The 24,941-nt window shown below is 43.6% G+C and carries 24 protein-coding genes; 22 read left to right on the top strand and 2 right to left on the bottom strand.

Translation table 11 applies throughout. The annotated features are described in order from the left end of the window. The first annotated feature begins 12 nt into the window (after positions 1–12). From WKT08_RS04880 to WKT08_RS04895, 4 genes are all read left to right on the top strand, one after another. Positions 13–324: a hypothetical protein gene (locus WKT08_RS04880; protein WP_340280454.1), complete on the top strand. Its 312-nt coding sequence runs from the start codon at positions 13–15 to the stop codon at positions 322–324. Positions 325–390: 66 nt separating this feature from the next. After that, entirely contained in the window at positions 391–2,676 is a 2,286-nt protein-coding gene (gene pcrA / locus WKT08_RS04885) for a DNA helicase PcrA (RefSeq protein WP_340280456.1), read from the top strand. 488 nt (positions 2,677–3,164) lie between these two features. Beyond that, positions 3,165–4,439 carry a DUF2130 domain-containing protein gene (locus WKT08_RS04890; protein WP_340280457.1) on the top strand — a complete coding sequence of 425 codons (1,275 nt, stop codon included), beginning with the start codon at positions 3,165–3,167 and terminating at the stop codon, positions 4,437–4,439. Between the two features lie 3 nt (positions 4,440–4,442). Next, positions 4,443–5,243, top strand: a complete 801-nt coding sequence (locus WKT08_RS04895) for an alpha/beta fold hydrolase (protein ID WP_445330260.1) — start codon at positions 4,443–4,445, stop codon at positions 5,241–5,243. A 192-nt stretch (positions 5,244–5,435) separates the two neighbouring features. On the opposite strand, the gene WKT08_RS04900 is transcribed toward WKT08_RS04895, so the two are convergent. Beyond that, a complete protein-coding gene (locus WKT08_RS04900) occupies positions 5,436–6,752 on the bottom strand; it encodes an FAD-containing oxidoreductase (RefSeq protein WP_340280458.1) in 1,317 nt (438 codons plus the stop codon). Positions 6,753–6,933: 181 nt separating this feature from the next. On the opposite strand from WKT08_RS04900, the gene truB reads away from it, so the two are divergent. From truB to WKT08_RS04965, 13 genes are all read left to right on the top strand, one after another. Further along, positions 6,934–7,830 (top strand): tRNA pseudouridine(55) synthase TruB, encoded by an 897-nt coding sequence (truB, locus tag WKT08_RS04905; RefSeq protein ID WP_320909309.1) that lies wholly within the window; start codon positions 6,934–6,936, stop codon positions 7,828–7,830. A 4-nt stretch (positions 7,831–7,834) separates the two neighbouring features. After that, complete coding sequence (locus WKT08_RS04910; protein WP_340280461.1) at positions 7,835–8,770, top strand: bifunctional riboflavin kinase/FAD synthetase; 936 nt, start codon at positions 7,835–7,837, stop codon at positions 8,768–8,770. Between the two features lie 309 nt (positions 8,771–9,079). Beyond that, a complete protein-coding gene (locus tag WKT08_RS04915; protein WP_009732658.1) occupies positions 9,080–9,481 on the top strand; it encodes a Spx/MgsR family RNA polymerase-binding regulatory protein in 402 nt (133 codons plus the stop codon). 12 nt (positions 9,482–9,493) lie between these two features. Beyond that, positions 9,494–9,772: a UPF0223 family protein gene (locus WKT08_RS04920; protein ID WP_340280464.1), complete on the top strand. Its 279-nt coding sequence runs from the start codon at positions 9,494–9,496 to the stop codon at positions 9,770–9,772. Next, positions 9,762–10,532, top strand: a complete 771-nt coding sequence (locus WKT08_RS04925; protein ID WP_340280466.1) for an inositol monophosphatase family protein — start codon at positions 9,762–9,764, stop codon at positions 10,530–10,532. The genes WKT08_RS04920 and WKT08_RS04925 overlap by 11 nt, the downstream gene beginning before the upstream one ends. Continuing rightward, entirely contained in the window at positions 10,533–11,837 is a 1,305-nt protein-coding gene (locus WKT08_RS04930; protein WP_340280468.1) for an RsmF rRNA methyltransferase first C-terminal domain-containing protein, read from the top strand. 107 nt (positions 11,838–11,944) lie between these two features. Next, entirely contained in the window at positions 11,945–12,811 is an 867-nt protein-coding gene (locus WKT08_RS04935; protein WP_003017442.1) for a phosphate ABC transporter substrate-binding protein PstS family protein, read from the top strand. Positions 12,812–12,827: 16 nt separating this feature from the next. Next, on the top strand, positions 12,828–13,739 hold the full coding sequence (pstC, locus tag WKT08_RS04940) for a phosphate ABC transporter permease subunit PstC (protein ID WP_340280470.1): 912 nt from the start codon (positions 12,828–12,830) through the stop codon (positions 13,737–13,739). After that, positions 13,729–14,613, top strand: a complete 885-nt coding sequence (pstA, locus tag WKT08_RS04945; protein ID WP_003006597.1) for a phosphate ABC transporter permease PstA — start codon at positions 13,729–13,731, stop codon at positions 14,611–14,613. The genes pstC and pstA overlap by 11 nt, the downstream gene beginning before the upstream one ends. A gap of 10 nt (positions 14,614–14,623) precedes the next feature. Next, on the top strand, positions 14,624–15,427 hold the full coding sequence (gene pstB, locus WKT08_RS04950) for a phosphate ABC transporter ATP-binding protein PstB (protein ID WP_003006600.1): 804 nt from the start codon (positions 14,624–14,626) through the stop codon (positions 15,425–15,427). A 29-nt stretch (positions 15,428–15,456) separates the two neighbouring features. Then, a complete protein-coding gene (pstB, locus tag WKT08_RS04955; protein WP_003003393.1) occupies positions 15,457–16,215 on the top strand; it encodes a phosphate ABC transporter ATP-binding protein PstB in 759 nt (252 codons plus the stop codon). A gap of 12 nt (positions 16,216–16,227) precedes the next feature. Beyond that, positions 16,228–16,881, top strand: a complete 654-nt coding sequence (phoU, locus tag WKT08_RS04960; RefSeq protein ID WP_003006603.1) for a phosphate signaling complex protein PhoU — start codon at positions 16,228–16,230, stop codon at positions 16,879–16,881. A 130-nt stretch (positions 16,882–17,011) separates the two neighbouring features. Further along, complete coding sequence (locus tag WKT08_RS04965) at positions 17,012–19,555, top strand: M1 family metallopeptidase (protein WP_340280475.1); 2,544 nt, start codon at positions 17,012–17,014, stop codon at positions 19,553–19,555. A 56-nt stretch (positions 19,556–19,611) separates the two neighbouring features. Here the strand turns inward: WKT08_RS04965 and WKT08_RS04970 are convergent, their stop codons facing one another. Further along, positions 19,612–20,145 (bottom strand): biotin transporter BioY, encoded by a 534-nt coding sequence (locus WKT08_RS04970; RefSeq protein WP_003006609.1) that lies wholly within the window; start codon positions 20,143–20,145, stop codon positions 19,612–19,614. 205 nt (positions 20,146–20,350) lie between these two features. On the opposite strand from WKT08_RS04970, the gene WKT08_RS04975 reads away from it, so the two are divergent. The 5 genes from WKT08_RS04975 (at position 20,351) to WKT08_RS04995 (ending at position 24,921) form a co-directional block, all read left to right on the top strand. Next, positions 20,351–20,857 (top strand): hypothetical protein, encoded by a 507-nt coding sequence (locus tag WKT08_RS04975; RefSeq protein WP_340280478.1) that lies wholly within the window; start codon positions 20,351–20,353, stop codon positions 20,855–20,857. Between the two features lie 135 nt (positions 20,858–20,992). Beyond that, entirely contained in the window at positions 20,993–21,673 is a 681-nt protein-coding gene (locus WKT08_RS04980; protein ID WP_021152983.1) for a response regulator transcription factor, read from the top strand. Then, positions 21,657–23,018 carry a sensor histidine kinase gene (locus tag WKT08_RS04985; RefSeq protein WP_049482522.1) on the top strand — a complete coding sequence of 454 codons (1,362 nt, stop codon included), beginning with the start codon at positions 21,657–21,659 and terminating at the stop codon, positions 23,016–23,018. The genes WKT08_RS04980 and WKT08_RS04985 overlap by 17 nt, the downstream gene beginning before the upstream one ends. Before the next feature lie 29 nt (positions 23,019–23,047). Then, entirely contained in the window at positions 23,048–23,428 is a 381-nt protein-coding gene (gene gloA / locus WKT08_RS04990) for a lactoylglutathione lyase (protein WP_003006623.1), read from the top strand. 110 nt (positions 23,429–23,538) lie between these two features. After that, positions 23,539–24,921 carry a polysaccharide deacetylase family protein gene (locus WKT08_RS04995; protein WP_340280482.1) on the top strand — a complete coding sequence of 461 codons (1,383 nt, stop codon included), beginning with the start codon at positions 23,539–23,541 and terminating at the stop codon, positions 24,919–24,921. Positions 24,922–24,941 lie beyond the last annotated feature (20 nt).

The raw sequence follows: 24,941 nt of genomic DNA on the forward strand, positions 1-24,941 counted from the left end.
GAAGTTGTCAATTTGTTGAAATTAAATAAAGTAATTGGAATAGATGATTCTAAAAATAGCATATTAGTCACTTTAGAAGATGGCCGTTGCGCTCTAGTTGATAGAGAAAAAAGAGGCTACGTTGTAGAGATTCTTTTAGATTCGTTTTATAAATGGATGTCATTTTCTAAAGAAGTTACAAAGTCGGACGAAGACGATGCACGAGAGATTTTAAATCATCCTAATGGTGTAGCGTTTGGTCCTCTTTCTGAAAGATACTTGAGCGATCCAAAATTGAAACAAAAATTCGATGAAATCAAAGCAGAATTAGGTTATTCATATTAGTTTTAGTCGTATTTTACGGCTTTTTTTGTGGTATAATAGAACGATTGAATGAATGAGGAGTATGAGATGAATCCTTTATTGAATGGTATGAATGATCGCCAAGCAGAGGCGGTCCAAACGACAGAAGGTCCCCTCTTGATCATGGCGGGGGCTGGTTCTGGTAAGACACGTGTCTTGACCCACCGCATTGCTTACTTGATCGATGAAAAAATGGTCAATCCTTGGAATATTTTGGCCATTACCTTTACCAATAAAGCCGCTCGGGAGATGAAGGAGCGGGCTTATCAGTTGAATCCAGCGACCCAAGATTGCTTGATTGCCACCTTCCACTCCATGTGTGTGCGCATCCTTCGCCGAGATGCGGATCATATTGGCTACAATCGCAACTTTACCATTGTCGATCCAGGAGAACAACGGACCTTGATGAAGCGGATCTTGAAGTCTTTGAATTTGGATCCTAAGAAATGGAATGAACGGACCATATTGGGGACTATTTCCAATGCTAAAAATGACTTGATCGATGAAGTGGCCTATGCTGCCCAAGCGGGGGATATGTATACCCAGATCGTCGCCAAGTGTTATGAGGCTTACCAAAAGGAACTCCGTCAGTCAGAAGCGGTAGACTTTGATGATTTGATTATGCTGACCTTGCGTCTTTTTGACCAGCATCCAGATGTGCTGACCTATTACCAGCAGAAGTTCCAATACATCCACGTGGATGAGTACCAAGATACCAACCATGCCCAATACCAGCTGGTCAAACTCTTGGCTTCACGCTTTAAAAATATCTGTGTCGTTGGGGATGCGGACCAGTCTATTTATGGTTGGCGGGGAGCGGATATGCAGAATATCCTGGACTTTGAAAAGGATTATCCTGATGCCAAGGTCGTTTTGTTGGAGGAAAATTATCGTTCCACTAAAACTATCCTGCAAGCAGCCAATGATGTCATTAAAAACAATCGCCACCGCCGTCCGAAAAATCTCTGGACACAAAATGAAGACGGGGAAGAGATTGTTTATTATCGGGCTAATGATGAGCAGGATGAAGCAGTCTTTGTTGCTAAAACCATTGAAGAGCTCAGTCGCGAAGCTGGCTACAAACACCGTGATTTTGCCGTTCTCTACCGGACCAATGCCCAGTCCCGGACCATTGAAGAAGCGCTGCTCAAGTCTAACATTCCCTATACCATGGTAGGGGGCACCAAGTTCTACAGCCGGAAGGAAATTCGGGATGTCATTGCTTATCTGAACTTGATTGCCAACCTCAGTGACAATATCAGTTTTGAGCGCATTATCAATGAACCCAAGCGGGGAATCGGGCCAGGTACAGTGGATAAGATTCGCGACTTTGCTCAAATGCAAGAGTCCTCACTCCTGGATGCTTCAGCCAATATCATGCTCTCTGGCATCAAAGGAAAAGCAGCCCAAGCCATCTGGGACTTTGCCAATCTCATTCTTGATTTGAGAGAAAGATTGGACCAGCTGACCATTACAGAGTTGGTCGAAGAAGTCCTTGACAAGACAGGTTATATGACAGCCCTAACCAATCAGGGAAATTTGGAAAGTCAGGCCCGCATCGAGAATATCCAAGAGTTCCTATCTGTTACTAAGAATTTTGATGAAAACGGGGAAACCCTCGAAGACGAAACAGGTGTGGAGACCTTGAGTCGTTTCTTGAACGATTTGGCTTTGATTGCCGATACAGACGATGGGGCCCAAGAAACTTCAGAAGTTACCTTGATGACCCTTCACGCAGCCAAAGGATTGGAGTTCCCAGTTGTCTTCTTGATTGGGATGGAAGAAAATGTCTTTCCTCTTAGTCGAGCAGCTGAGGATCCGGATGAATTGGAAGAAGAGCGTCGCCTAGCATATGTGGGGATCACGCGGGCAGAGAAAGTTCTCTTCTTGACCAATGCCAACTCACGTTTGCTCTTTGGACGGACCAGCTACAACCGCCCGACGCGTTTCATCAATGAAATTAGCTCGGATTTATTGACCTACCAAGGATTAGCTCGTCCAGCCAACACTAGCTTTAAGGCTTCTTATAGCAATGGAGGCGGAACGACCTTTGGAAAAGGCATGAGCCTGTCACAAGCCCTTCAAGAGCGCAAGAGACAAGCAGCTCCAAGTGCCCTCACGTCATCAAGCCTCCCCTTTGGCAATAGCAACCGTTCTAGCGCCAAAGAGAGCGTCGCTTGGTCCATTGGCGACATTGCCCTTCACAAGAAGTGGGGTGAAGGAACCGTGCTTGAAGTATCTGGTAGTGGTAGTACCCAAGAACTCAAGATCAACTTCCCAGAAGTGGGGCTAAAGAAACTCTTAGCCAGTGTCGCGCCAATTGAGAAGAAATAAACTGAAACCAGTAAGCTTAGCTTGCTGGTTTTGTCCTTTTATCAACTTCCCTTAGGTGAGGGCGGACGGTAGCGACTCCCTTTGGGATTCCATACCTTAGATTTGAGACTAACGTCTCAAATCTACCGAGCAGAGGCTGGGAAAAAAGTCCTAGCCTCTCAATTATTTTTGGATTGTCGAGCAAGACGCAGTGGTTGAGTGGGCTCTACTACGCTGATTTCATCAGCTTTTACAGCCCTACTCAACTATGCGGAGGTGGGACGACGAAATCGAATTCTAACGAATTACCAATTTCTGTCCCACTCTCGCTTTTCTCACGGCGGGAAGTTTTAATGGTCATCGTTCTGTTTTTCAAATCCTCTCAGTTACTCTATTCACAGTCATAAACTAAATTGTGAAGAGAAATAGTAGGAGCAAGCCTCGTTTGCTGGTTTTGATTTTACTGGTGGCATGGTATAATATACTAAGAATAGAGAAAGAGGCATGCTATGAACGAAATCAAGTGCCCCAACTGTGGGGAAGTCTTTACAGTCAACGAAAGTCAATACAGCGAACTCTTGTCACAGGTACGGACAGCAGAGTTTGACAAAGAAATTCATGAGCGAATTCGGCAGGAGTTGGCTTTAGCTGAACAAAAGGCCCTTAATGAGCAGCAAGAGAAGTTAGCTAAGAAGGACAAAGAAATTGCCCAGTTACAAAACCAGATTCAACAGTTTGATACTGAAAAAGAATTGGCCAAAAAAGAGGTGGAGCAAACAGCTAGCCAAAGCCTGCTAGAGAAAGAAAAAGAAGTGCAAGCACTGGAGAATCAATTGGCCACCTTGCGCTTGGAGCATGAGAACCAGCTGCAAAAAACACTGTCTGATCTAGAGAAAGAAAGGGATCAGGTACAAAACCAATTGCTCCTTCAAGAGAAGGAAAATGAACTGTCCCTAGCTTCTGTCAAGCAAAACTACGAAGCCCAGCTTAAGGCGGCCAATGAACAGGTCGAGTTCTACAAGAATTTTAAGGCCCAACAGTCAACCAAGGCCATCGGTGAAAGTCTGGAACAGTATGCGGAAAGTGAATTCAACAAGGTTCGCAGTTTTGCCTTCCCAAATGCCTATTTTGAAAAGGACAACAAGGTCTCTGCACGTGGGTCTAAAGGCGACTTTATTTTCCGCGAGTGCTGTGAAAATGGGGTAGAAATTATCTCCATTATGTTTGAGATGAAGAATGAAGCTGACGGTACGGAGAAGAAGCATAAGAATGCGGATTTCTACAAGGAATTGGACAAGGACCGTCGAGAAAAGAACTGTGAATATGCTGTATTAGTATCGATGTTAGAAGCCGATAATGACTACTTTAACACTGGGATTGTTGATGTCAGTCATGAGTATGAGAAGATGTATGTGGTCCGTCCTCAGTTCTTTATCCAGATCATTGGGCTCCTGCGCAATGCGGCCCTCAATTCCCTTAAATACAAGCAGGAATTGGCGCTTGTTCGTGAACAAAATATCGACATCACCCACTTTGAAGAAGACCTGGATGCTTTCAAAGTTGCCTTTGCTAAGAACTACAATTCGGCTTCTGTCAACTTTGGCAAGGCCATCGATGAAATCGACAAAGCCATCAAGCGGATGGAAGAAGTCAAGAAATTCCTCACCACATCAGAAAACCAACTCCGCCTCGCTAACAACAAGTTGGATGATGTTTCCGTTAAAAAATTGACACGGAAAAATCCAACCATGAAAGCTAAGTTTGATGCTCTGAAAGGAGAATAATCTTTGTATTCAGCTAAGAACGCTACCTTGTCCATGAATGGGAAAACCATGGACTATGTAACATTTGGAAAAGGTAAACAGCCATTAGTAATCATACCAGGCTTGGGGGATGGGCTTCAGACCGTTAAAGGAAAGGCCCAGCTCTTTTCTCTCTCGTATCGTCTACTTGCTAAGCGTTATAAAATCTATGTTTTTTCTCGAATCAATGAGTTGAGGCAGGGCTATACGACGCGGGATATGGCAGCAGATGTAGCAGAAGCAATGGAGGCAATGACCTTAGATACCGCTTATGTTATGGGGATTTCACAAGGTGGAATGATTGCCCAATGGCTAGCTGCGGATTTCCCTGAAAAGGTTCAAAAGCTCATTTTAGCCGTGACCACTGCAAAACCTAGTCAACTTGCTAGAGAACGAATTGAGCATTGGCAAAAACTTAGTCAATCTGGAAATTTTAAGCATCTCATGCTGGATATTGCAAAGCATTCCTACACGCAAAAGAGCTATCAAAAGTGTCGGTTGCTTTATAATATCATGGGTCGCTTGGGGCGAATCAAAGATGAAAATAGAATAGCCATTCAGTCTCAGTCTTGCCTCACTCACGATAGCCTTGAGGTCTTAAAAGAAATTCATTGTCCGACTTTGGTTCTTGGTGCCCTTGAAGATGATGTGGTCGGTGTGGACGGATCCAAGGAACTGGCAAAAGCGATTTTGGGGTGTCAACTCCTCATTCTTAAGCACTCTGGGCATGCTCTTTATGAAGAAAATAAAGCATTTCAAGAGGTTGTCCGTGAATTCTTAAACTAAAAAAGAGAGTGGGACAGAAATCGGTAATTCGTTAGAATTCGATTTCGTCGTCCCACCTCCGCACAGTTGAGTAGGGCTGTAAAAGCTGATGAAATCAGCGTAGTAGAGCCCACTCAACTACTGCGTCTTGCTCGACAATCCAAAAATAATTGAGAGGCTAGGACTTTTGTCCCAGCCTCTTTTTTATGTTAGTTAAATCGCAAAGAGATCGTTTAGGTTTTCTGCCATGGTTGGGTGGGTAAAGATTTGTTTTGCGATGTAAGTATAAGGGATCTTGTTGTCCATCGCCATGGTAATCAGGTTGATGATTTCGCCTGCAGCTTCTCCAAAGAGCGTCACTCCAAGAATTTCTTTGGTTTCTGGGTTAACCACGGCTTTGAAGGCACCTCGAAGGTCTGCATTGACATGGCCACGTGGCATGGCAGCAACTGGTAATTCTTTGACAGCCACTGGAAGTCCTTTGTCGCGTGCTTCTTGCTCAGTCAAGCCGACTTGGGCCAATGGAGGAGCAATGAAGAGTGTTGTCGCATAGTTTCCGCGTGTTTCGAGATTGTAGCTACCATCTCCTGTAAGGTAGTTGAAGACGATGCGGAAGTCATCGAGGGACATATAGGTGAACTGAGGACCACCATTGACATCCCCAACTGCAAAGACACCAGGGACGCTGGTTTCCAAATGACGGTTGACTTGAATCGCTCCACGATCAGTAACTTGGATATCTGTGTTCTCAAGACCAAGACCAGCTGTATTTGGCTTACGTCCTGTTGCGTAGAGGAGGATATCGAATTCGAAGTCGCCTTTATCGGTTACAAGGGTTAAGCTAGCTTCACCATCTTTGATTTCTTGGGTGTGAACGCCTTGCAAGAATTGAATGCCATCTTCTTCAAGGTAGCCTTTTGCAAGAGCTGCAATGCTTGGCTCGATCCGTGGCAAGAATGCTTCAGAAGCGTCTAGTACCGTTACTTGGCTACCCAGGGTATTGTAGAGATGGGCAAATTCCAATCCGATTGGTCCACCACCAAGGACGCCGAGGCGTTTAGGTAGGTTTTCCAAACGTTGAATACCGGTTGAATCCACTGCAAATTTACTTTCAGCCAAACCTGGAATCGGAAGGACATTTGGCACAGCACCAGTATTAATAATAATGGTTTCAGCTGTCAATTCTTCCTTTTCATCTCCAGCTTGAATTTCGATGACCTTGTTAGAAACGAAACGAGCCGTCGCATCGATAATGTCTACGCCGGTTCCAGCAATGGTTGCGTAGTTCTTGCCGTTGAGACGAGTAGTGACCGCATTTTTCTCATTCATGGCTTGGTCAAAATCCAAGCCTTTTTCTGCGGCAACAATCAAGGTCTTGGTTGGAATACAAGCGATATTGATACAAGTACCACCGTACATAGACTTGCTCTTTTCAATCAGAGCAACTTTTTTTCCTTGGCTTGATAATTTCGCTGCGAGTGTTTTACCAGCTTTACCAAATCCAATCACAATAACATCATACATTAACATATGTTACACCTTCTTTCGCTTTCTATTGTATCAAACCCATTTTAAAAAGTCTGAAATCTGCTACGGGATTTTTTAGGAGTTCATGGGAAGGGGGAAAGAGGGACAAGAAGTCTTGTTTCATGGTATAATAAAGGGTCGGTGGACCGGATGGTCACACAATCAGTTAGAAAGAGCAAATCAGATGGACGGAATTATCAATGTAAAAAAAGAAGCAGGCATGACCTCACATGATGTGGTCTTTAAACTGCGAAAAATTTTAGGAACTAAGAAGATCGGCCATGGGGGAACGCTGGATCCGGATGTGGTGGGAGTGCTTCCGATAGCAGTTGGAAAGGCGACCCGGATGGTCGAATTCATGCAAGATGAAGGCAAGGTCTATGAAGGAGAAATCACTTTGGGATTTTCTACCACGACGGAGGATGCCAGCGGGGAAGTCGTAGAGCGGACCCCAGTGGAAGCACCTTTAGATGCAGGAGAGGTCGATCGCATGATTGCCCAAATGGTGGGAAAAATGGAGCAAGTACCACCTATGTATTCCGCTGTCAAGGTCAATGGACGTAAGCTCTATGAATATGCGCGGGCAGGAGAAGAAGTGGAACGCCCTGTCCGACAGGTAACCATTTATGAATTCACGCGCACTAGTGAGATTGGCTATGAAGAAGGCCTGGCCCGTTTTCGTTTCCGGGTCAAATGCAGCAAGGGCACCTATATCCGGACCTTGTCGGTGGATTTGGGTCAAAAACTGGGCTACGCAGCGCATATGTCCCATCTGACACGGACCAGTGCTGCCGGTTTGTCACTAGAAGATGCCCTGACCTTAGAAGAAGTGGCTGAAAAAGTAGCACAAGGAGATTTGAGCTTCCTTCACCCACTTGAAATTGGCACCGGGGATCTGGAAAAAGTAGAGCTGACAGTAGAAGAGGTTGGCGAAGTCCAAGTGGGACGCTTTATTCCAGTTGAGAGTGACTCCAAAGAGTTAGCTGCTTTTTACCAAGGAAAATTGGTAGCCATTTTAGAAAAAAGAGAAGAACTTTACAAACCTCGAAAAGTCTTTCTCACAGAAAGTGTGTTACAATAAATTCATGAATATTCGTACGATAACTACTGCTAACCAGATCCATTTGGAGAATGAGACAGTTTTGGTTCTGGGCTACTTTGATGGCCTGCATCTGGGGCATCAAGAACTCTTTAAAAAGGCGCGTCAGATAGCGGATGAAAAAGGCTTGAAGGTCGCTTTGTTAACCTTTCCTGAATCTCCTAAGTTAGCCTTTGTTCGCTACCAACCAGAATTACTACTCCATTTGCAGAGCCCTGAGGATCGGTTCCAAAAATTAAACGAACTAGGTGTGGATGAACTCTTCCTCATTGATTTTACGACCGATTTTTCTTCTAAAACAGCCAAAGAATTTGTCGATCAATTTGTCAAAGCCTTGAGAGCCCGAGTTTTAATTGCTGGATTTGATTATAGTTTTGGCTCTGATAAGAAAAAGGCCTCTGACTTAGCTGCTTATTTTGATGGTCAAGTGGAAGTCATTTCTCCTGTATTGGATCAGGGTGAAAAGATTAGTTCGACCCGCATTCGTCAAGCTATCCTAGAAGGATGCGTCCAAGAAGCTGCCCGTCTACTTGGTCACCCTTTATCCAGTCGAGGAATCGTCGTGCATGGGGATGCGCGTGGTCGCACTATTGGCTATCCTACCGCCAATCTAGCGCCGATTGACCGGACCTATCTACCATCAGATGGGGTTTATGTAGTTGATGTCGATTTTAAAGGGCAGATCTACCGTGGCATGGCTTCTGTTGGGAAAAATGTCACCTTTGATGGAAAAGAGCTTCGTTTCGAAGTCAATCTCTTTGATTTTACAGGAGATATCTACGGTCATACCCTGACCATTCATTGGTTAGATAAGATTCGAGAAATGGTCAAATTCGATGGGATCGATCAACTAGTGGCGCAACTAGAAGAAGATGAAGCAGTTTCACGAAACTGGACCAAGGGAGTGGGACAAAAGTCCTAGCCTCTCAATTGTTTTTGGATTGTCGAGCAAGACGCAGTGGTTGAGTGGGCTCTACTACGCTGATTTCATCAGCTTTTACAGCCCTACTCAACTGTGCGGAGGTGGGACGACGAAATCGAATTCTAACGAATTACCGATTTCTGTCCCACTCTCTTTTTTCGGGCCTCTTCTTGGGAAAAATGAAAGGGATTTCTTTTTTCCACTGAAATTCAGAAAAATCGTCTAGAAATCAAAAAAGCGCTTTTCAAGCACCTATTTTTTTTGTATAATAGAGTCAGATAGTTATATATAAAAAAAGAAGTGAACCACATGATTACATTATTTTTATCGCCGAGTTGTACATCATGTCGAAAAGCTCGGGCTTGGTTAAAAAAGCACGATGTTCCATTTAAAGAACACAATATTATGACAAGTCCTTTGAGCAAACAGGAGTTGACAAGTATATTGGCCTTGACCGAAAACGGAACAGACGACATTATTTCAACTCGTTCAAAAATTTTTCAAAAATTGGATGTTGATGTTGAAGATTTATCCATCTCAGCCTTGATCCATCTGATTGAGGAAAATCCAAGTCTCTTGCGGAGACCGATTATTTTAGATAACAAACGCATGCAGATTGGCTTTAACGAAGATGAAATTCGGGCCTTCTTGCCACGGAGTTATCGCAAACAAGAGTTACGCTCTGCCACTCTAAGAGCAGAAATAAACTAAGAAGTATGTCGAATGCAAAAAAATTATAGTTACCCACTGGACTTATCGTGGAGCACTGAAGAGCTTGCTTCAGTGCTTTCTTTTTTCAATAAAGTTGAAGAAGCCTATGAAAGTAAGGTAAAAGCCAAAGAATACATGGAAGCCTACCGCGCTTTTAAGAAGGTCGTGCCTAGTATCGGAGAAGAAAAGCGTCTTGGACGGGAGTTCGAAGAAGTGAGCGGTTATTCTCTCTATCGTGCGACCCAGGCTGCAAAGCAAAAAGAGGAAGGATGGTTTTCTCTTGAAGAATAAATTAGAGTTTGCCAAACAAATCGTTTTAGAGGCTGGAGACTACTTGCGTCTTCATCTCCATGATGACTTGATGATCTCAAAAAAGACTGGGCCGACAGATTTAGTCACCCAGATGGACCAACAGGTTCAAAAGGATTTGGTTGAAAAAATCACACATCGCTACCCAGATGATCGGATTTTTGCGGAGGAAGATGGCCTTCGCTCCCCAATTTCAGAAGGATCCGTTTGGGTGATTGATCCTATTGATGGGACCAATAATTTTGTGACCCAAAAGGAAGATTTTGCGGTGATGGTGGCCTATTTTGAAGACGGAATTGGTCAGTTTGGCCTGATCTACGATGTGATGCGGGATCACCTTTTTTACGGGGGTGGAGGATTCCCTGTTTATCGCAATGAGGTTGAACTGACGCCCTTTGTGGACCAACCTCTGGAAAACCTTTTGATTGCTTCAAATGTCGGCATGCTTGAGAAAAATGACTGGGGCATGGCCGATCTTGGCATGGATTCTCTTGGAATTCGTGTCTACGGAAGTGCCGGTATTAGTTTTTCAAAAATTCTCTCAGGTGGGATTCTAGCTTATTTTAGCTACATCTGGCCCTGGGATTATGCCGCAGCTGCGATCATGGGAGAACGGTTAGGTTATACCGTTTTAAATCTAAATGGAGATAAACCCAATTACCAGACAGTGGAACCCATTATGATGGTTCCAAAAGTGAAGTTAACAGAAATTCAAACCTATCTTAAGAAAGGGAGAAGTTAAATGAATTTTCCCAATGGTTTTAAAGAAAAATACCAGCATCTTCTAGGTGAGGATGCTGCTGCTTTTTTTGCGACCTTTGAGCAAGAAGCAGTATCGGCCTTTCGCACTAATCCCTTGAAAGAAGCTCAAAAAGCATTTGATGATCCGATTCCCAATACCCCTTGGGGCCATTATGGAAAGGTCTCAGGAAAATCCATTGAGCACGCAACGGGCTTGGTCTATTCGCAAGAGCCAGCAGCTCAGATAGTGGCCCAAGTCGCTCAGCCGAAGCCAGGGATGAAGGTCTTAGACTTGGCCGCAGCTCCTGGCGGAAAGACGACCCAACTCTTGTCTTATTTGGACAATCAGGGACTCTTGGTCTCCAATGAGATCCACAAGGGCCGCTCGAAAATTCTTGTAGAGAATGTCGAACGCTTTGGTGCGCGAAATGTGCTAGTAACCAATGAGTCTGCCGATCGTCTAGCAAAGGTTTTCTCAGGCTTTTTTGATCTGATTGTACTAGACGCCCCTTGTTCAGGTGAGGGGATGTTCCGCAAGCAACCAGATGCCATGGACTATTGGTCCATCGATTATCCTCGAGAGTGTAGTCTTCTTCAAAGAGAAATTCTAGAGGATGCTCTCAAGATGTTGGTTCCAGGTGGTTCCTTGGTTTATTCAACCTGTACCTGGGCTCCCGAGGAAAATGAAGAGATCGTATCCTGGCTTTTGGAAAATTATGATCTGGAGCTGGAAACGATCGAGAAGATCAATGGTATGGCAGAAGGCATTGACTATCCAGAAACCGCGCGTATGTATCCTCATCATTTTAAAGGGGAGGGCCAATTTGTTGCTAAGTTCCGTTATCTAGGAGAGAATCGACTTGCCAAAATCCCTTCCAAAAAGGACCAATTATCTGCAGAACAAAAGAAATGGTGGCAGGAATTTGCCAAGAAACACTTGAAGATCACTCTAGAAGGAATCCTTGAAACCTTTGGAGACGAACTGTACTTGGTTCCACTTGGTTTACCAGATTTGCGCAAAGTAAAAATCGCCCGAAATGGCTTGCATCTAGGCACCTTCAAGAAAAATCGATTTGAACCTAGTTTTGCCCTTGGCCTTGCTCTAAAACCGAGTGAGGTCAAAGAGACCGTTTCGATCACGCCTGAAGACTTTGTTCATTATGTGGCGGGAGAGACGGTTCAATTAAAGGAAACGCATCCAAATGGATGGTACCAGGTCCTGGTTGAAGGCAATGGTTTGGGCTTTGCCAAAGTGACCGGCCAGACCCTGAAAAATTTCTATCCAAAGGGGCTTCGTTTTAGGTAAAATGCTGGGCAAAGAACCCGTTCTATGATATAGTGGAAGTACAGGTTTTTTTGAAAAAAACTTGTCAAAATCATAAGTGAAATAGTGAAATATCAAGGAGACATGATTTGAAAAAGTCTAAAAAGCTGATCCTAGGACTAGCGACGATCGCATTAGCAGGAAGTTTATCTGCTTGTGCTTCTTGGATCAATCGCGGAGAATCCATCACTGCTGTTGGATCGACTGCCTTACAACCCTTGGTTGAAGGAGTAGTAGATCGCTACATTGAAGAACATCCTGGTAAGATTGTAAATGTTCAAGGAGGAGGTTCTGGTACAGGACTTTCACAAGTTCAATCAGGAGCTGTAGATATCGGAAATAGTGACCTCTTTGCAGAGGAAAAATCGGGGATTGATGCCTCTAGTCTGGTCGATCATCAGGTAGCCGTAGCAGGGACAGCCATCATTGCCAATAAAAATATCTCAATCGACAATTTGACAACAGAGCAATTGCGAAAGATCTTTACGGGTGAATATACCAACTGGAAGCAATTGGGAGGTCCAGATCTTGAAATCACGATTGTGAACCGGGCGGTTGGTTCTGGTAGTCGAGCTGTCTTTGATGCCATTATCATGGATGGCAAACAACCCAAGCAGGCTCAAGAGCAAGACTCTAATGGAATGGTGAAAAACATCGTTTCTCAAACGCCAGGAGCCATCTCTTATCTAGCCTTTACCTACTTGGATAGCAGTGTCAAAACCATGAAGCTTAATGGCTATCAACCAACTAAAGCCAATGTCGTCAACAATAACTGGCCAATCTGGTCCTACGAACACATGTATACTAAGGGAAAACCTAATGAGTTGTCTAAAAAATTCATTGACTACATGATGACCGATGAGGTTCAGCAAAAAGTTGTTGGTAAGATGGGTTATATCCCGATCAATGACATGAAAGTAACCCGTGACTTAAAAGGGAATGTGACAAAAAAATAAAAGAATTAGGTAAAAAATGAACGAAGTAGCAAAAAAAATGCTGACGAAATCAAAAAACTCCCGCCTAGAAAAATTTGGGAAAACCATTACTTTTCTATGCATGAGTTTGATTGTCGTGGTCGTTGTCATGATTTTGATTTTCGTGGCCCAAAAAGGTTTATCGACTTTCTTTGTCAATAAAGTCAATATCTTTAGTTTTCTATTTGGGAGCTCTTGGAATCCTGCTGCAAAGGAATTCGGAGCCTTACCAATGATTCTAGGTTCCTTTATTGTAACCTTGCTTTCTGCCCTCTTGGCAACGCCATTTGCCATTGGTGCAGCAGTTTTCATGACAGAAGTCTCTCCTAAAGGAGCTCGTTTCTTGCAACCAGCGATTGAGCTCTTAGTGGGGATTCCTTCAGTTGTTTACGGATTCATTGGCCTTCAAGTGGTCGTTCCATTTACGCGTAGTCTCTTTGGAGGGACTGGTTTTGGGATCCTCTCAGGGGTCTTTGTCCTCTTTGTTATGATCTTGCCAACTGTCACCTTTATGACGACCGATAGCCTCCGAGCTGTGCCTCGTCATTATCGGGAAGCTAGTATGGCCATGGGTGCGACACGCTGGCAAACCATTTGGCATGTCACACTTAAGGCAGCCCGCTCAGGAATTTTTACAGCGGTTGTCTTTGGTATGGCGCGTGCCTTCGGGGAAGCCTTGGCGATCCAGATGGTGGTCGGAAACTCGGCAGTGGTACCAACCTCGCTCACAACACCAGCTTCCACCCTCACCTCTATTTTGACCATGGGAATCGGAAATACCGTCATGGGTACGGTCAATAACAATGTTCTTTGGTCACTCGCCTTGGTATTGCTCCTCATGAGTCTTGCCTTTAACAGTGTGATTAAACTGATTACGAAAGAAAGAGGTAAGAAGAACTATGCACGCTAAACGAATGGATAAAATTGCCACAGGAGTGCTGTATGCTATTTCAGGAATCATCGTTGCGATTCTTGCCTCATTGATCCTTTATATCTTGGTCCGTGGCTTGCCCCATGTATCTTGGCACTTCTTGACTGGGAAATCTTCTTCTTACCAAGCAGGAGGAGGGATCGGAATTCAATTGTATAATTCCTTCTTCCTCTTGGTCATTACCTTGGTGATTTCCTTCCCACTTTCTCTTGGAGCTGGGATTTACCTCTCTGAGTACGCTAAAAAAGGTCGCTTGACCAATTTGGTTCGTACCTGTATTGAGATCTTGTCTTCTTTGCCATCTGTCGTTGTAGGTCTCTTTGGTTACTTGGTCTTCGTTGTCCAGTTCAAATACGGATTTTCGATCATTTCAGGGGCCTTGGCCTTGACCGTCTTTAACCTGCCACAGATGACTCGCAATATCGAAGATAGCTTGCAGCACGTCCACCATACACAGCGCGAAGCAGGTCTAGCTCTGGGCTTATCTCGCTGGGAAACTGTGATCCATGTCGTGGTTCCAGAAGCTCTTCCAAGTATTATCACTGGGGTTGTCTTAGCCTCTGGACGGATCTTTGGGGAAGCTGCAGCCTTGATCTATACAGCAGGTCAATCGGCTCCAGCCCTTGATTGGTCAAACTGGAATATCTTTAGTGTGACCAGTCCAATTTCGATCTTCCGTCAGGCTGAAACCTTGGCCGTCCATATCTGGAAGGTCAACAGTGAAGGAACTATTCCAGACTCGATCGAAGTCTCAGCCGGTTCTGCCGCCGTTCTTTTGATCTTTATCTTGATCTTTAACTTTGGAGCGCGCAAACTCGGAAGTTACCTCCATAAAAAACTAACATCTGCTTAAAGGAGAAGAAATGTCAAAATACAATTGGGATGAGAGACACATTATTACTTTTCCTGAAGAAAAGGTGGTCCTATCGACCAAAGATTTGCATGTCTATTATGGAACGAACGAGTCCATCAAAGGCGTTGACATGCAGTTTGAAAAGAATAAGATTACAGCCTTGATCGGTCCTTCAGGATCTGGAAAATCAACCTACCTTCGTAGTTTGAACCGGATGAACGATACCATTGATATTGCGCGTGTAACGGGTGAAATTTGGTATGAAGGAATCGATGTCAATCGTCCAGATATCAATGTTTATGAAATGCGCAAGCACATTGGGATGGTTTTCCAACGGCCCAATCCTTTTGCCAAATCGATTTATAAAAACATCACCTTCCCGCATGAACGCGCTGGGGTGAAAGACAAGAAGATTTTGGACGAATTGGTCGAAACTTCTTTGAAACAGGCAGCTCTATGGGATCAGGTCAAGGATGACCTTCATAAATCAGCTTTGACACTTTCAGGTGGCCAACAGCAACGACTTTGTATCGCGCGGGCCATCTCTGTGAAGCCAGATATCTTACTCATGGATGAGCCTGCTTCAGCGCTTGATCCGATCGCGACAGCTCAATTAGAAGAAACCATGCTGGAGTTGAAGAAGGATTACACGATTGTCATCGTGACCCACAGCATGCAACAAGCAGCCCGTGCTAGTGATTATACTGGTTTCTTCTACCTTGGAAACCTCATCGAGTACGATAAGACTTCGAATATTTTCCAAAATGCGAAATTGCAATCGACCAACGATTATGTATCGGGTCACTTTGGATAAAGTAAAATGACAACAAAAAGGAAAATAGAATGACAGAACCAATTTTGCAAGTCAAGGACTTGTCGGTTTATTACAATAAAAAGAAGGCTCTAAATAGCGTCTCCTTGGACTTTGCTCCAAAGGAAATTACAGCCTTGATTGGTCCTTCAGGATCAGGGAAATCTACCCTTTTAAAAGCCATTAACCGCATGGGCGACCTCAACCATGAGGTCACCACCACAGGAACCATCCTCTACAATGGACATAATATCTACGGACCACGGACCGATACGGTCGAATTGCGTAAGGAAATCGGAATGGTCTTCCAACAGCCCAATCCTTTCCCAATGTCCATTTATGATAATGTGACCTATGGATTGATGATTAATGGTGTCAAGGACAAGGCTGTCTTGGATGAAGCAGTTGAAACCTCTCTGAAACGCGCTTCCATCTGGGATGAAGTCAAGGATCGCCTGCATGATTCGGCTATCGGACTTTCCGGTGGTCAGCAACAGCGGGTCTGTGTGGCGCGGGTTCTTGCGACCAGTCCAAAGATTATTCTTTTGGATGAGCCAACTTCAGCGCTGGACCCGATTTCAGCTGGCAAAATTGAAGAAACCTTGTATGGACTAAAAGACCGCTACACCATGCTCTTGGTGACACGCTCCATGCAACAAGCAAGTCGGATTTCCGATAAAACTGCCTTTTTCTTGGATGGCGATTTGATTGAGTACAATGATACCAATGAAATGTTCTTGAACCCAGCTAAGAAAGAAACAGAAGACTATGTCTCTGGTAAATTTGGATAGGAAGAAAATAAAATGTTACGAGTTCAATTTGAAGAAGATTTAGAGAAGTTGCATAACCAGTTTTATGCAATGGGAAATGAAGTGTTGAGTCAGATCAACCGTACGGTCCGCGCTTTCGTGACCCATGACCGTGAATTGGCCCGTCAGGTCATCGAAGATGATGCGGAGATCAACGAATACGAAGTGAAGCTTGAGCGCAAATCTTTTGAGATTATTGCTCTTCAACAGCCGGTTTCACAAGACCTTCGTGTCGTGATGACCGTCTTAAAAGCAGTTTCTGACTTGGAGCGGATGGGGGACCACGCTGTATCGATTGCCAAGGCAACGATTCGCATGAAAGGGGAAGTCCGTATCCAATCTGTTGAGGAAGAAATCAGCAAGATGGGCCGTGAAGTCAAAGATTTTGTCGAAGCGACACTAGATGTTTACCTCAAAGGCGATGTGGATTTGGCCTATGAAGTTGCTTCACGAGATGAAGTCATCAACCATTATTTCGATAGCATCCAAGAATTAGCAACAGAAGAAATTCGGAAAAATCCAGAGTCCATCGTGACTGGTCGTGATTATTTCCAAGTGATCAACTTCTTGGAACGCATCGGAGATTATGCAAAAAATATCTGTGAATGGGTAGTTTACTTTGAAACAGGTAAAATTATCGAAATGTAAGATCATGGAGTCTTTTCGATCTCAGACAGGCATTGTCATGCTTGTCTTTTCTTTTATCCCAACTTTGTGATAAAATAGTTTTATTAGGGCTTTTGATTGGAAAAGCGTGAAACATTTAAAGGAGGAAATTATGCAAGCAGTTGCACATTTTGTAGAAACATTCGTTCCAGAACATTACGAAGTGTTTTTGGATTTAAGTCGTAAAACCAAGACTTTTAGCGGTCGTGTGGTGATCACAGGTCAAGCCAAGGCGGACAAAATCTCGCTTCACCAAAAGGATTTGACCATCGAAACAGTAGAAGTAGCAGGTCAAGCCCGTCCATTTACGGTTGATGATGCCAATGAAGCAGTTTATGTTGAATTGGAAGGCACAGGTCAAGTGACAGTTACCCTGACCTATTCTGGTAAGATCACAGATAATATGACAGGGATTTACCCATCTTACTACAGCATTGATGGTGTGAAGAAGGAAGTCCTTTCTACTCAGTTTGAGAGCCATTTTGCGCGTGAAGCTTTTCCAAGTGTGGACGAGCCTGAAGCCAAAGCAACGTTTGATCTTTCTTTGAAATTTGACCAAGAAGAAGGTGAAATTGCCCTCTCAAATATGCCTGAAATCGATGTGGAAAACCGCAAAGAAACAGGAATTTGGAAATTTGCTACGACTCCGCGGATGTCTTCTTACCTCCTTGCCTTTGCTGCCGGAGATCTTCAAGGGATCACGGCCAAAACAAAAAATGGCACTCTCGTAGGTATCTATTCAACCAAGGCCCATCCGTTGAAAAACTTAGAATTTTCTCTTGATGTCGCTGTACGAGTCATCGAATTTTATGAAGACTATTATGGCGTGAAGTATCCAATTCCTCAATCCCTTCATGTAGCGCTTCCTGACTTCTCAGCTGGAGCCATGGAAAACTGGGGCTTGGTGACTTACCGTGAAGTCTATCTCCTTGTAGATGAAAACTCAACTGCAGTTAGCCGTCAACAAGTTGCTCTTGTAGTCGCTCACGAATTGGCTCACCAATGGTTTGGTAACCTAGTAACTATGAAGTGGTGGGATGACCTCTGGTTGAACGAAAGTTTTGCCAACATGATGGAATATGTATCTGTCAATGCCATCGAACCAAGCTGGAATATCTTCGAAGACTTCCAAACAACAGGTGTTCCATTGGCCTTGAAACGCGATGCAACCGATGGAGTTCAATCTGTCCATGTGGAAGTTAAACACCCTGATGAAATCAATACTCTTTTTGACCCAGCTATCGTCTACGCTAAAGGTAGCCGTCTCATGCATATGCTCCGCCGCTGGTTAGGGGATGATGCTTTCCGTAAAGGTCTTAAAGCTTACTTTGAAAAACACCAATACGGCAATACCATCGGTCGTGACCTTTGGAATGCCCTAGGTGATGCATCTGGCCGTGATGTAGCAGCCTTCATGGATTCTTGGTTGGAACAACCTGGTTATCCAGTTCTTACAGCAGTGGTAGAAAATGATACCTTGAAGATCAGCCAAAAACAATTCTTCATTGGGGAACATGAAGACCAAGGCCGTCAATGGGTTGTGCCATTGAACAGCAACTGGTCTGGTATTCCAGATACACTTGAAACAGAAACGCTTGAAATCTCAGGTTATGCTGCCCTTGCTGCTGCAAATAGTGAACCGCTTCGTTTCAATACGGAAAATACAGCTCACTACATTACCGATTACCAAGGAGAACTCTTGGATGCGATTGTAGACAACATGGCTTCATTGGATAACTTGAGCAAGCAACAAATCCTTCAAGAACGCCGTCTCTTGGCAGAAAGTGGTGTCATCTCTTATGCAAGCCTCTTGCCAGTCATCGAGAAATTGACCCAAGAAAGCTCTTATTTGGTTGTATCTGCAGTTTCATCAATCCTTCAAGGTCTCAGCCTCTTTGTGGATGAAGGAACTGAAGTAGAAGCAGCTTATAAGAAGTTGCTCGTGACCTTCAACCAATTCAACTTTGAACGCCTTGGCTTTGAACCAAAAGCTGGAGAAGCAGATGAGGATGAAATGGTTCGTCAATTGGTTATTTCAAATATGATCAAGGGTGATGATGCCAAAGCAAGCGCCAAAGCAAGTGAAATCTATGCAGCCCATGCTGAGGATATCAGCAAGCTTCCAGCCGCTATTCGTTTGCAAATCTTGATTAACCAAATCAAACACCATGAAAGCAAAGAATTGACTGATTTGTACTTGAACACTTATGCTCAAGCGACAGATGGTAACTTCAAGCGTCAATTGTCTACAGCTCTGGCTTATACAACCGATGCAGACACAGTTGAAAAGATTTTGACAGAGTGGAAGAACAAGGATGTTGTGAAACCACAAGACTTAGCAATGAGTTGGTATTTCACCTTCTTACATCATGAGTTCACTCAAGAATCTGCCTGGACTTGGGCGCGTGAAAATTGGGAATGGGTCAAAGCAGCCCTTGGCGGAGACATGAGCTTTGACAAGTTTGTCATCTACCCAGCCAATACCTTCAAAACAGCAGAGCGCTTAGCAGAATTCAAAGCCTTCTTTGAACCACAATTGTCTGATATGGCTATCAGCCGAAACATCAGCATGGGAATCAAGGAAATCGCAGCGCGTGTGGATTTGATTCAACGGGAAAAAGCAGCAGTAGAAGCCGCTATCCTTGCGACAAAATAGATTTAAAAAAATCGATACAGAAATTTCTGTATCGATTTTTTAGCGTCCTTTGAATCTTATTTGAAATACCAGTGGTGTTTGAGGCTGGCAAAAATCGCCTTGCTGGTGATAGTGATGATGACCAGTTTGATGAGGTCGGCAAGGATAAAGGGAGCAACGACCAAAGTAAATGCTTTTTGGAGATCGGTATGCGTGACCAGCATAAAGCCGATAGCTCCTGACACAAAGAGGAGAGCACTACTGAGGAGATTGGCCAAAAAGATAGTGACAAGGCTGGATTTAGCACTCGTGAACAGAGACGTGATCCATGCTCGGAATGGGAAGAAGAGGAGGAAACCAGCAGTAGGACCAAGGAAATGCGAAGCGCCACCAGCACCGCCGGCAAATACTGGAAAACCTAAGAAGCCTAAAAGTAGGTAGAGACAGACTGTGACAAAGGCATGGCTGGGTTTATAGATGGTCCCGATGATCCCGATCATGAGTGTCTGCAGGGTCAAAGGAATTGGACCAAAGGGAATGGTGAATTGAGATAGGACGGAGATCATGGCCACTCCAATGGAGATGAGAACTAAGGGAAAGATTTTCTTCATAACAGTTAACCTCGTATTTATTTTATGGTAACTATTCTACAATAAGGGGTTCATCCTGTCAATAGCCTACGCTTGTTTTAGGATTTTTTAAGTAAAAATTTAGGCAGGCTTAAGACTCCTGAAGTATAATCGCCTTACTAAAGGATCGAGCTCCCTTTAAATTATAAAAGACAAGTACTTGTACAAAAAGATAAAAGGTAAAAAGATGAATCAAAAAGAAACAAAACAAGTAGTAGAAACGCAAGAATCCAAAGAAAAAATGGTTGTCCTAAAACGAAGTCCTAAGTGGTGGATTGGCATGGCAGCAGTTGGTGGATTGTTAGTTGGTGCTGGAAGCGGCTTTGGTGTCGGTGTCATCGCCTCTCAATCCTCCAATAACCAACAATTTTCTCAACCGGTCCAAACGGGTCAGAACCAAGGATCCAATCAGCAACAAAATAGTCAAAATGGCCATGCTACACAAGGAAACCAGCAAAATGGTGGCCCACAGGACGGCGGTCCTCAAGGTGGTCCGCAAGGTGGCGGACCTGGTCAGATGCCACAAGAAGGCAATGGTGGCCCACAAGGGAATGGTCCAGATAATGGCATGAACCAATCTAGCGGACAAGAAGGGAACCAGGGTTCCTCTAAAAAGTCCAATAAGAAGAATTCAAAAAATAAAAATAAGACGAGTGATAGTCAAAGTAACAAAGAAAACACGACAAATTCATAGAATTAGCCTTCCTCAGGCAGGCTGAGTTTGATCATAAAACCAGGTTCTAAACTATAGGAAATGAAGGCAAGTCGTGTTATAATGGTTAAGAATAGATTAGAAAGACTCACTCACGAAAGAGAAGAGGATACGACGATGATTAAAATTCTATTGGTCGAAGATGACCTTGGTTTGTCAAATTCAGTATTTGATTTTTTAGATGATTTTGCGGATGTCATGCAGGTCTTTGACGGAGAAGAAGGTCTTTACGAAGCAGAAAGCGGGATCTATGATTTGATTTTGCTGGACCTGATGCTTCCTGAAAAAGACGGTTTCCATGTCTTGAAAGAATTGCGTGAAAAAGGCGTGACAACCCCTGTTTTGATCATGACAGCTAAAGAAAGTCTGGATGACAAAGGGCACGGCTTTGAGCTAGGGGCAGACGATTACCTCACCAAGCCTTTCTACCTAGAAGAGCTTAAGATGCGGATTCAAGCTCTCTTGAAGCGCTCAGGAAAGGTCAATGAAAACACCCTTAATTATGGCAATTTGAAGGTCAATTTATCTACCAATTCGACTTATGTGGATGGGAAAGAAGTGGAACTTCTTGGGAAGGAATTTGATCTTTTGGTCTATTTCCTTCAAAACCAAAATGTCATCCTTCCAAAGACCCAGATCTTCGATCGTCTCTGGGGCTTTGATAGTGACACAACCATCTCAGTGGTTGAAGTCTATGTTTCAAAAATCCGTAAGAAATTAAAAGGTACTGATTTCGTTGAGAACTTGCAAACATTGCGCAGTGTGGGGTATATCTTAAAAGATGCTAACCAGAATTAAGAAAACCGTCGGGGAAGATGATTTTTCCTACTTCATCCGATATTTTGGGCTCTTTACTTTGATATTCTCAGCCATGACCCTGATTATCATTCAGGTCATGCGCTCGAGTCTCTATACAACGGTCGATGAGAACCTCAAGACTCTCAGTCAGGATCCCTACTCGCTTGTAGCGATTGCTTATCGAGACCAGCGACAGTCAAATACCAAAGGAGATGATAATGATCATGAGATGATGATCCCAGATCATGATAAATCAGAACCTAAAGGGGATGTCACATCCAATACCACTGTTGTTTTGCTCAATAAAAAATATGAAAACTTGACAACCGGTAATGGGTTTTTAAACTTCAAAACAGTGACGTTTGGTCGAAAGCTCCTCAACAAGGTTTCCCAGCTTCAAATTACAAACAGCTATGGGAAAAAAGAAAGTTACAGGGCCTATATGGCAGAGTTGAGTTTATCTGATGATGAAAGTGATAGTGATATCAAGTATGCGGTTGTCATGACCAATATCAGTCAGCTAGAGCAGACCAGTGAAGAGCACGAAAGCCAAATCGCCCTTGTCATGATCTGCTTCTGGGGAATCTCGTTATTTGCTAGTCTCTTCTTAGCACGTCTCAGCGTCAAGCCCCTTCTTGAGAGTATGCAAAAGCAAAAGGCTTTCGTGGAAAATGCTTCCCATGAGTTGCGGACGCCTTTAGCAGTCCTGCAAAATCGCCTCGAAACGCTTTTTAGAAAGCCTGAAGCGACCATTATGGAATCGAGCGAGAGCATTGCATCTAGCTTAGATGAAGTTCGAAATATGAAGCTCTTGACCACCAACCTTCTCAATATCGCCCGAAGAGATGATGGCTTGAAGCCGGAGATGGAAGATATCGAACCAAGCTTTTTCGATCAGACCTTCTCGAATTTTGAGATCATTGCGGAAGAAAATGATAAAATCTTCCGAGGAGACAATCAGGTGGACAAAGTCATTTGTTCTGATAGAACGCTCCTCAAGCAGTTGATGACCATTCTCTATGACAATGCCTTGAAGTATACCGATGAAGATGGCGAGATCCAGTTTGAAGTCCAGTTGAAGGATAAAAATCTTCTTTTGAGAGTGCTGGATAATGGTCCAGGGATTCGAGATGAGGATAAGAAACGGATCTTTGATCGTTTTTACCGGGTCGACAAGGCCAGAACCCGTCAAAAAGGTGGATTTGGTTTGGGGTTATCCCTCGCTAAGCAGATCGTAGAAGCTTTCAAAGGGACCATTCAAGTCAAAGATAATAAACCAAAAGGGACCATCTTTGAAGTGAAATTATCCATTAAGACGGAAAGTCGTAAAAAAAATCGTTCATAATCTTTAAAAAATAGAAAAGAGGAAAACCTATGAGTTCAAAAATGTTGCACACTTGCCTTCGTGTAGAAAACTTAGAAAAATCAATTGCTTTTTACCAAGATGCTTTTGGTTTTGAAGAAAAACGTCGGAAAGATTTCCCAGACTACAAGTTCACGATTGTTTATTTGGCCTTGCCTGGAGATGACTATGAGCTGGAATTGACTTACAATTATGATCATGGTCCATATGTCATCGGAGATGGCTATGCTCACGTTGCCTTGAGTACTCCTGATCTAGAAGGTTTGAATGCGGAACACAAGGCTAAAGGCTATGAAGTGACAGAACCAAAAGGTCTTCCAGGGACGCAACCGAATTACTATTTCGTTGTAGATCCGGATGGGTATAAAGTAGAAGTCATTCGCGAAAAATAAGAGGGATTAACAATAAGGGCCGCTGTCGGCTACGACAGTCGCCCTCTTTTTTATGAAACCATTTACAAAAAAGGAATGTTTTTTCGAGAGAAATTTGCTATAATAAAGTTATGAGATTCAAACACACGAAAACTATTTTATTAATCATTACAAATCTCCTTTTACTGAGTCTTTTGTATATCGGCTATCAAAAGATTCAAAGGGTTCGTGAACAAAAAGCCTATCAGGATCAGTTTGCTAAGGTTACCCAACTTGAGAAAAGCTCTGAAAAAGGGAAAGATGTTCAAGTTCAGGAAGGGATTTTAGGGACTTCTTATGTGACGGCTTATTATCCTACTAAAGATGGACAGCCTGTTGAGATTGTGAAAGAGAAGATCCAAGAAGACCTTCAGCGTCTAGGAACCGATGAGAAAACCAAAGAGCCTAAGCATCTGACCTTCTACCATAGTGAAGAAGCAGAAGCACCTTTTGTTGGTTATCATCCTATCCAAATCAAACGGGCTGAATACCAGTACAAAAAAGGGAAATTCATCAAAGATGAGACGGTGAAGTTGCCCCTCTTTTACTTGGATGATGAGAACAATCCTCTGACCCTGAGCCAGGTTTTTGCGGATCCAGATGGAGCCAAGCAGATCTTTTTGGAGGAACTACGAGGAAATCTAGCCTTTCGTCAGCTGGATGAGGAAAGCATTGATCAAATGGTTGCCCACTTCTCAGAGTTGGATTTGAGCCAATGGGAATTCCAATATGAAAAAGGAAATTTCACCATTCCATTTCCAACCAAGGTTAAGGGAGATGATACCTTCACTGTTCCCTTGTCTAAATTCTATGACGTGATTGATACAGAGCGCTTGCTTCCTGATGATCTAGCTTCTTACGAATCCTATATTGAAGAACGCCACCGTAAGATGATTGCTCTGACCTTTGATGATGGACCAGATCCAACCACGACTCCTCAGGCACTAGCCATCTTAAAGAAATACAATGCCAAAGCTACCTTCTTTATGGTCGGAAAAAATGTCAGTGCGAATCCAGATATTGCTAAGCAAGTCCGCAAAGAAGGTCATCAAATCGGGAACCATACCTGGGATCATCCTCAGTTGCCAAAATTGAGCTTGGATAATGCTAAAAAAGAGATCTTGGATACCCAAGAAGCTATTCAAAAAGCGACAGGTGTGCAGACCAAGATTACCCGTCCTCCGTATGGAGCCATCAATAGTGCCATCCAATACGGTGTCGACCAATCCTTCATCATGTGGGATGTGGATAGCCTAGATTGGAAGACGCATAATACGACGGCTATTCTCAATGAAGTGAAAAAAGAAGTCAAACCGGGTTCGATTATCCTCATGCATGATATCCATCAAACCACGATTGATGCTCTACCGACCGTCCTTGACTACCTCAAATCACAAGGCTATACCTTTGTAACGGTGGATGAGTTGTTGGATTATCAACTTGAAAGCCATCGCATCTATTACAATGGAAATTAACATAAAAATCCTCTGCAGTT

This window comes from Streptococcus sp. HCA-5024 (assembly GCF_037890265.1).
Lineage (GTDB): Bacteria > Bacillota > Bacilli > Lactobacillales > Streptococcaceae > Streptococcus > Streptococcus lingualis.

Coding starts and splice junctions, on each gene's coding strand:
- pcrA (WP_340280456.1), top strand. CDS start 391: ATGAATCCTTTATTGAATGGTATGAATGATCGCCAAGCAGAGGCGGTC.
- WKT08_RS04890 (WP_340280457.1), top strand. CDS start 3,165: ATGAACGAAATCAAGTGCCCCAACTGTGGGGAAGTCTTTACAGTCAAC.
- WKT08_RS04900 (WP_340280458.1), bottom strand. CDS start 6,752: ATGTTAATGTATGATGTTATTGTGATTGGATTTGGTAAAGCTGGTAAA.
- truB (WP_320909309.1), top strand. CDS start 6,934: ATGGACGGAATTATCAATGTAAAAAAAGAAGCAGGCATGACCTCACAT.
- WKT08_RS04910 (WP_340280461.1), top strand. CDS start 7,835: ATGAATATTCGTACGATAACTACTGCTAACCAGATCCATTTGGAGAAT.
- WKT08_RS04915 (WP_009732658.1), top strand. CDS start 9,080: ATGATTACATTATTTTTATCGCCGAGTTGTACATCATGTCGAAAAGCT.
- WKT08_RS04920 (WP_340280464.1), top strand. CDS start 9,494: ATGCAAAAAAATTATAGTTACCCACTGGACTTATCGTGGAGCACTGAA.
- WKT08_RS04930 (WP_340280468.1), top strand. CDS start 10,533: ATGAATTTTCCCAATGGTTTTAAAGAAAAATACCAGCATCTTCTAGGT.
- pstC (WP_340280470.1), top strand. CDS start 12,828: ATGAACGAAGTAGCAAAAAAAATGCTGACGAAATCAAAAAACTCCCGC.
- pstA (WP_003006597.1), top strand. CDS start 13,729: ATGCACGCTAAACGAATGGATAAAATTGCCACAGGAGTGCTGTATGCT.
- pstB (WP_003006600.1), top strand. CDS start 14,624: ATGTCAAAATACAATTGGGATGAGAGACACATTATTACTTTTCCTGAA.
- pstB (WP_003003393.1), top strand. CDS start 15,457: ATGACAGAACCAATTTTGCAAGTCAAGGACTTGTCGGTTTATTACAAT.
- phoU (WP_003006603.1), top strand. CDS start 16,228: ATGTTACGAGTTCAATTTGAAGAAGATTTAGAGAAGTTGCATAACCAG.
- WKT08_RS04965 (WP_340280475.1), top strand. CDS start 17,012: ATGCAAGCAGTTGCACATTTTGTAGAAACATTCGTTCCAGAACATTAC.
- WKT08_RS04970 (WP_003006609.1), bottom strand. CDS start 20,145: ATGAAGAAAATCTTTCCCTTAGTTCTCATCTCCATTGGAGTGGCCATG.
- WKT08_RS04975 (WP_340280478.1), top strand. CDS start 20,351: ATGAATCAAAAAGAAACAAAACAAGTAGTAGAAACGCAAGAATCCAAA.
- WKT08_RS04980 (WP_021152983.1), top strand. CDS start 20,993: ATGATTAAAATTCTATTGGTCGAAGATGACCTTGGTTTGTCAAATTCA.
- WKT08_RS04985 (WP_049482522.1), top strand. CDS start 21,657: ATGCTAACCAGAATTAAGAAAACCGTCGGGGAAGATGATTTTTCCTAC.
- gloA (WP_003006623.1), top strand. CDS start 23,048: ATGAGTTCAAAAATGTTGCACACTTGCCTTCGTGTAGAAAACTTAGAA.
- WKT08_RS04995 (WP_340280482.1), top strand. CDS start 23,539: ATGAGATTCAAACACACGAAAACTATTTTATTAATCATTACAAATCTC.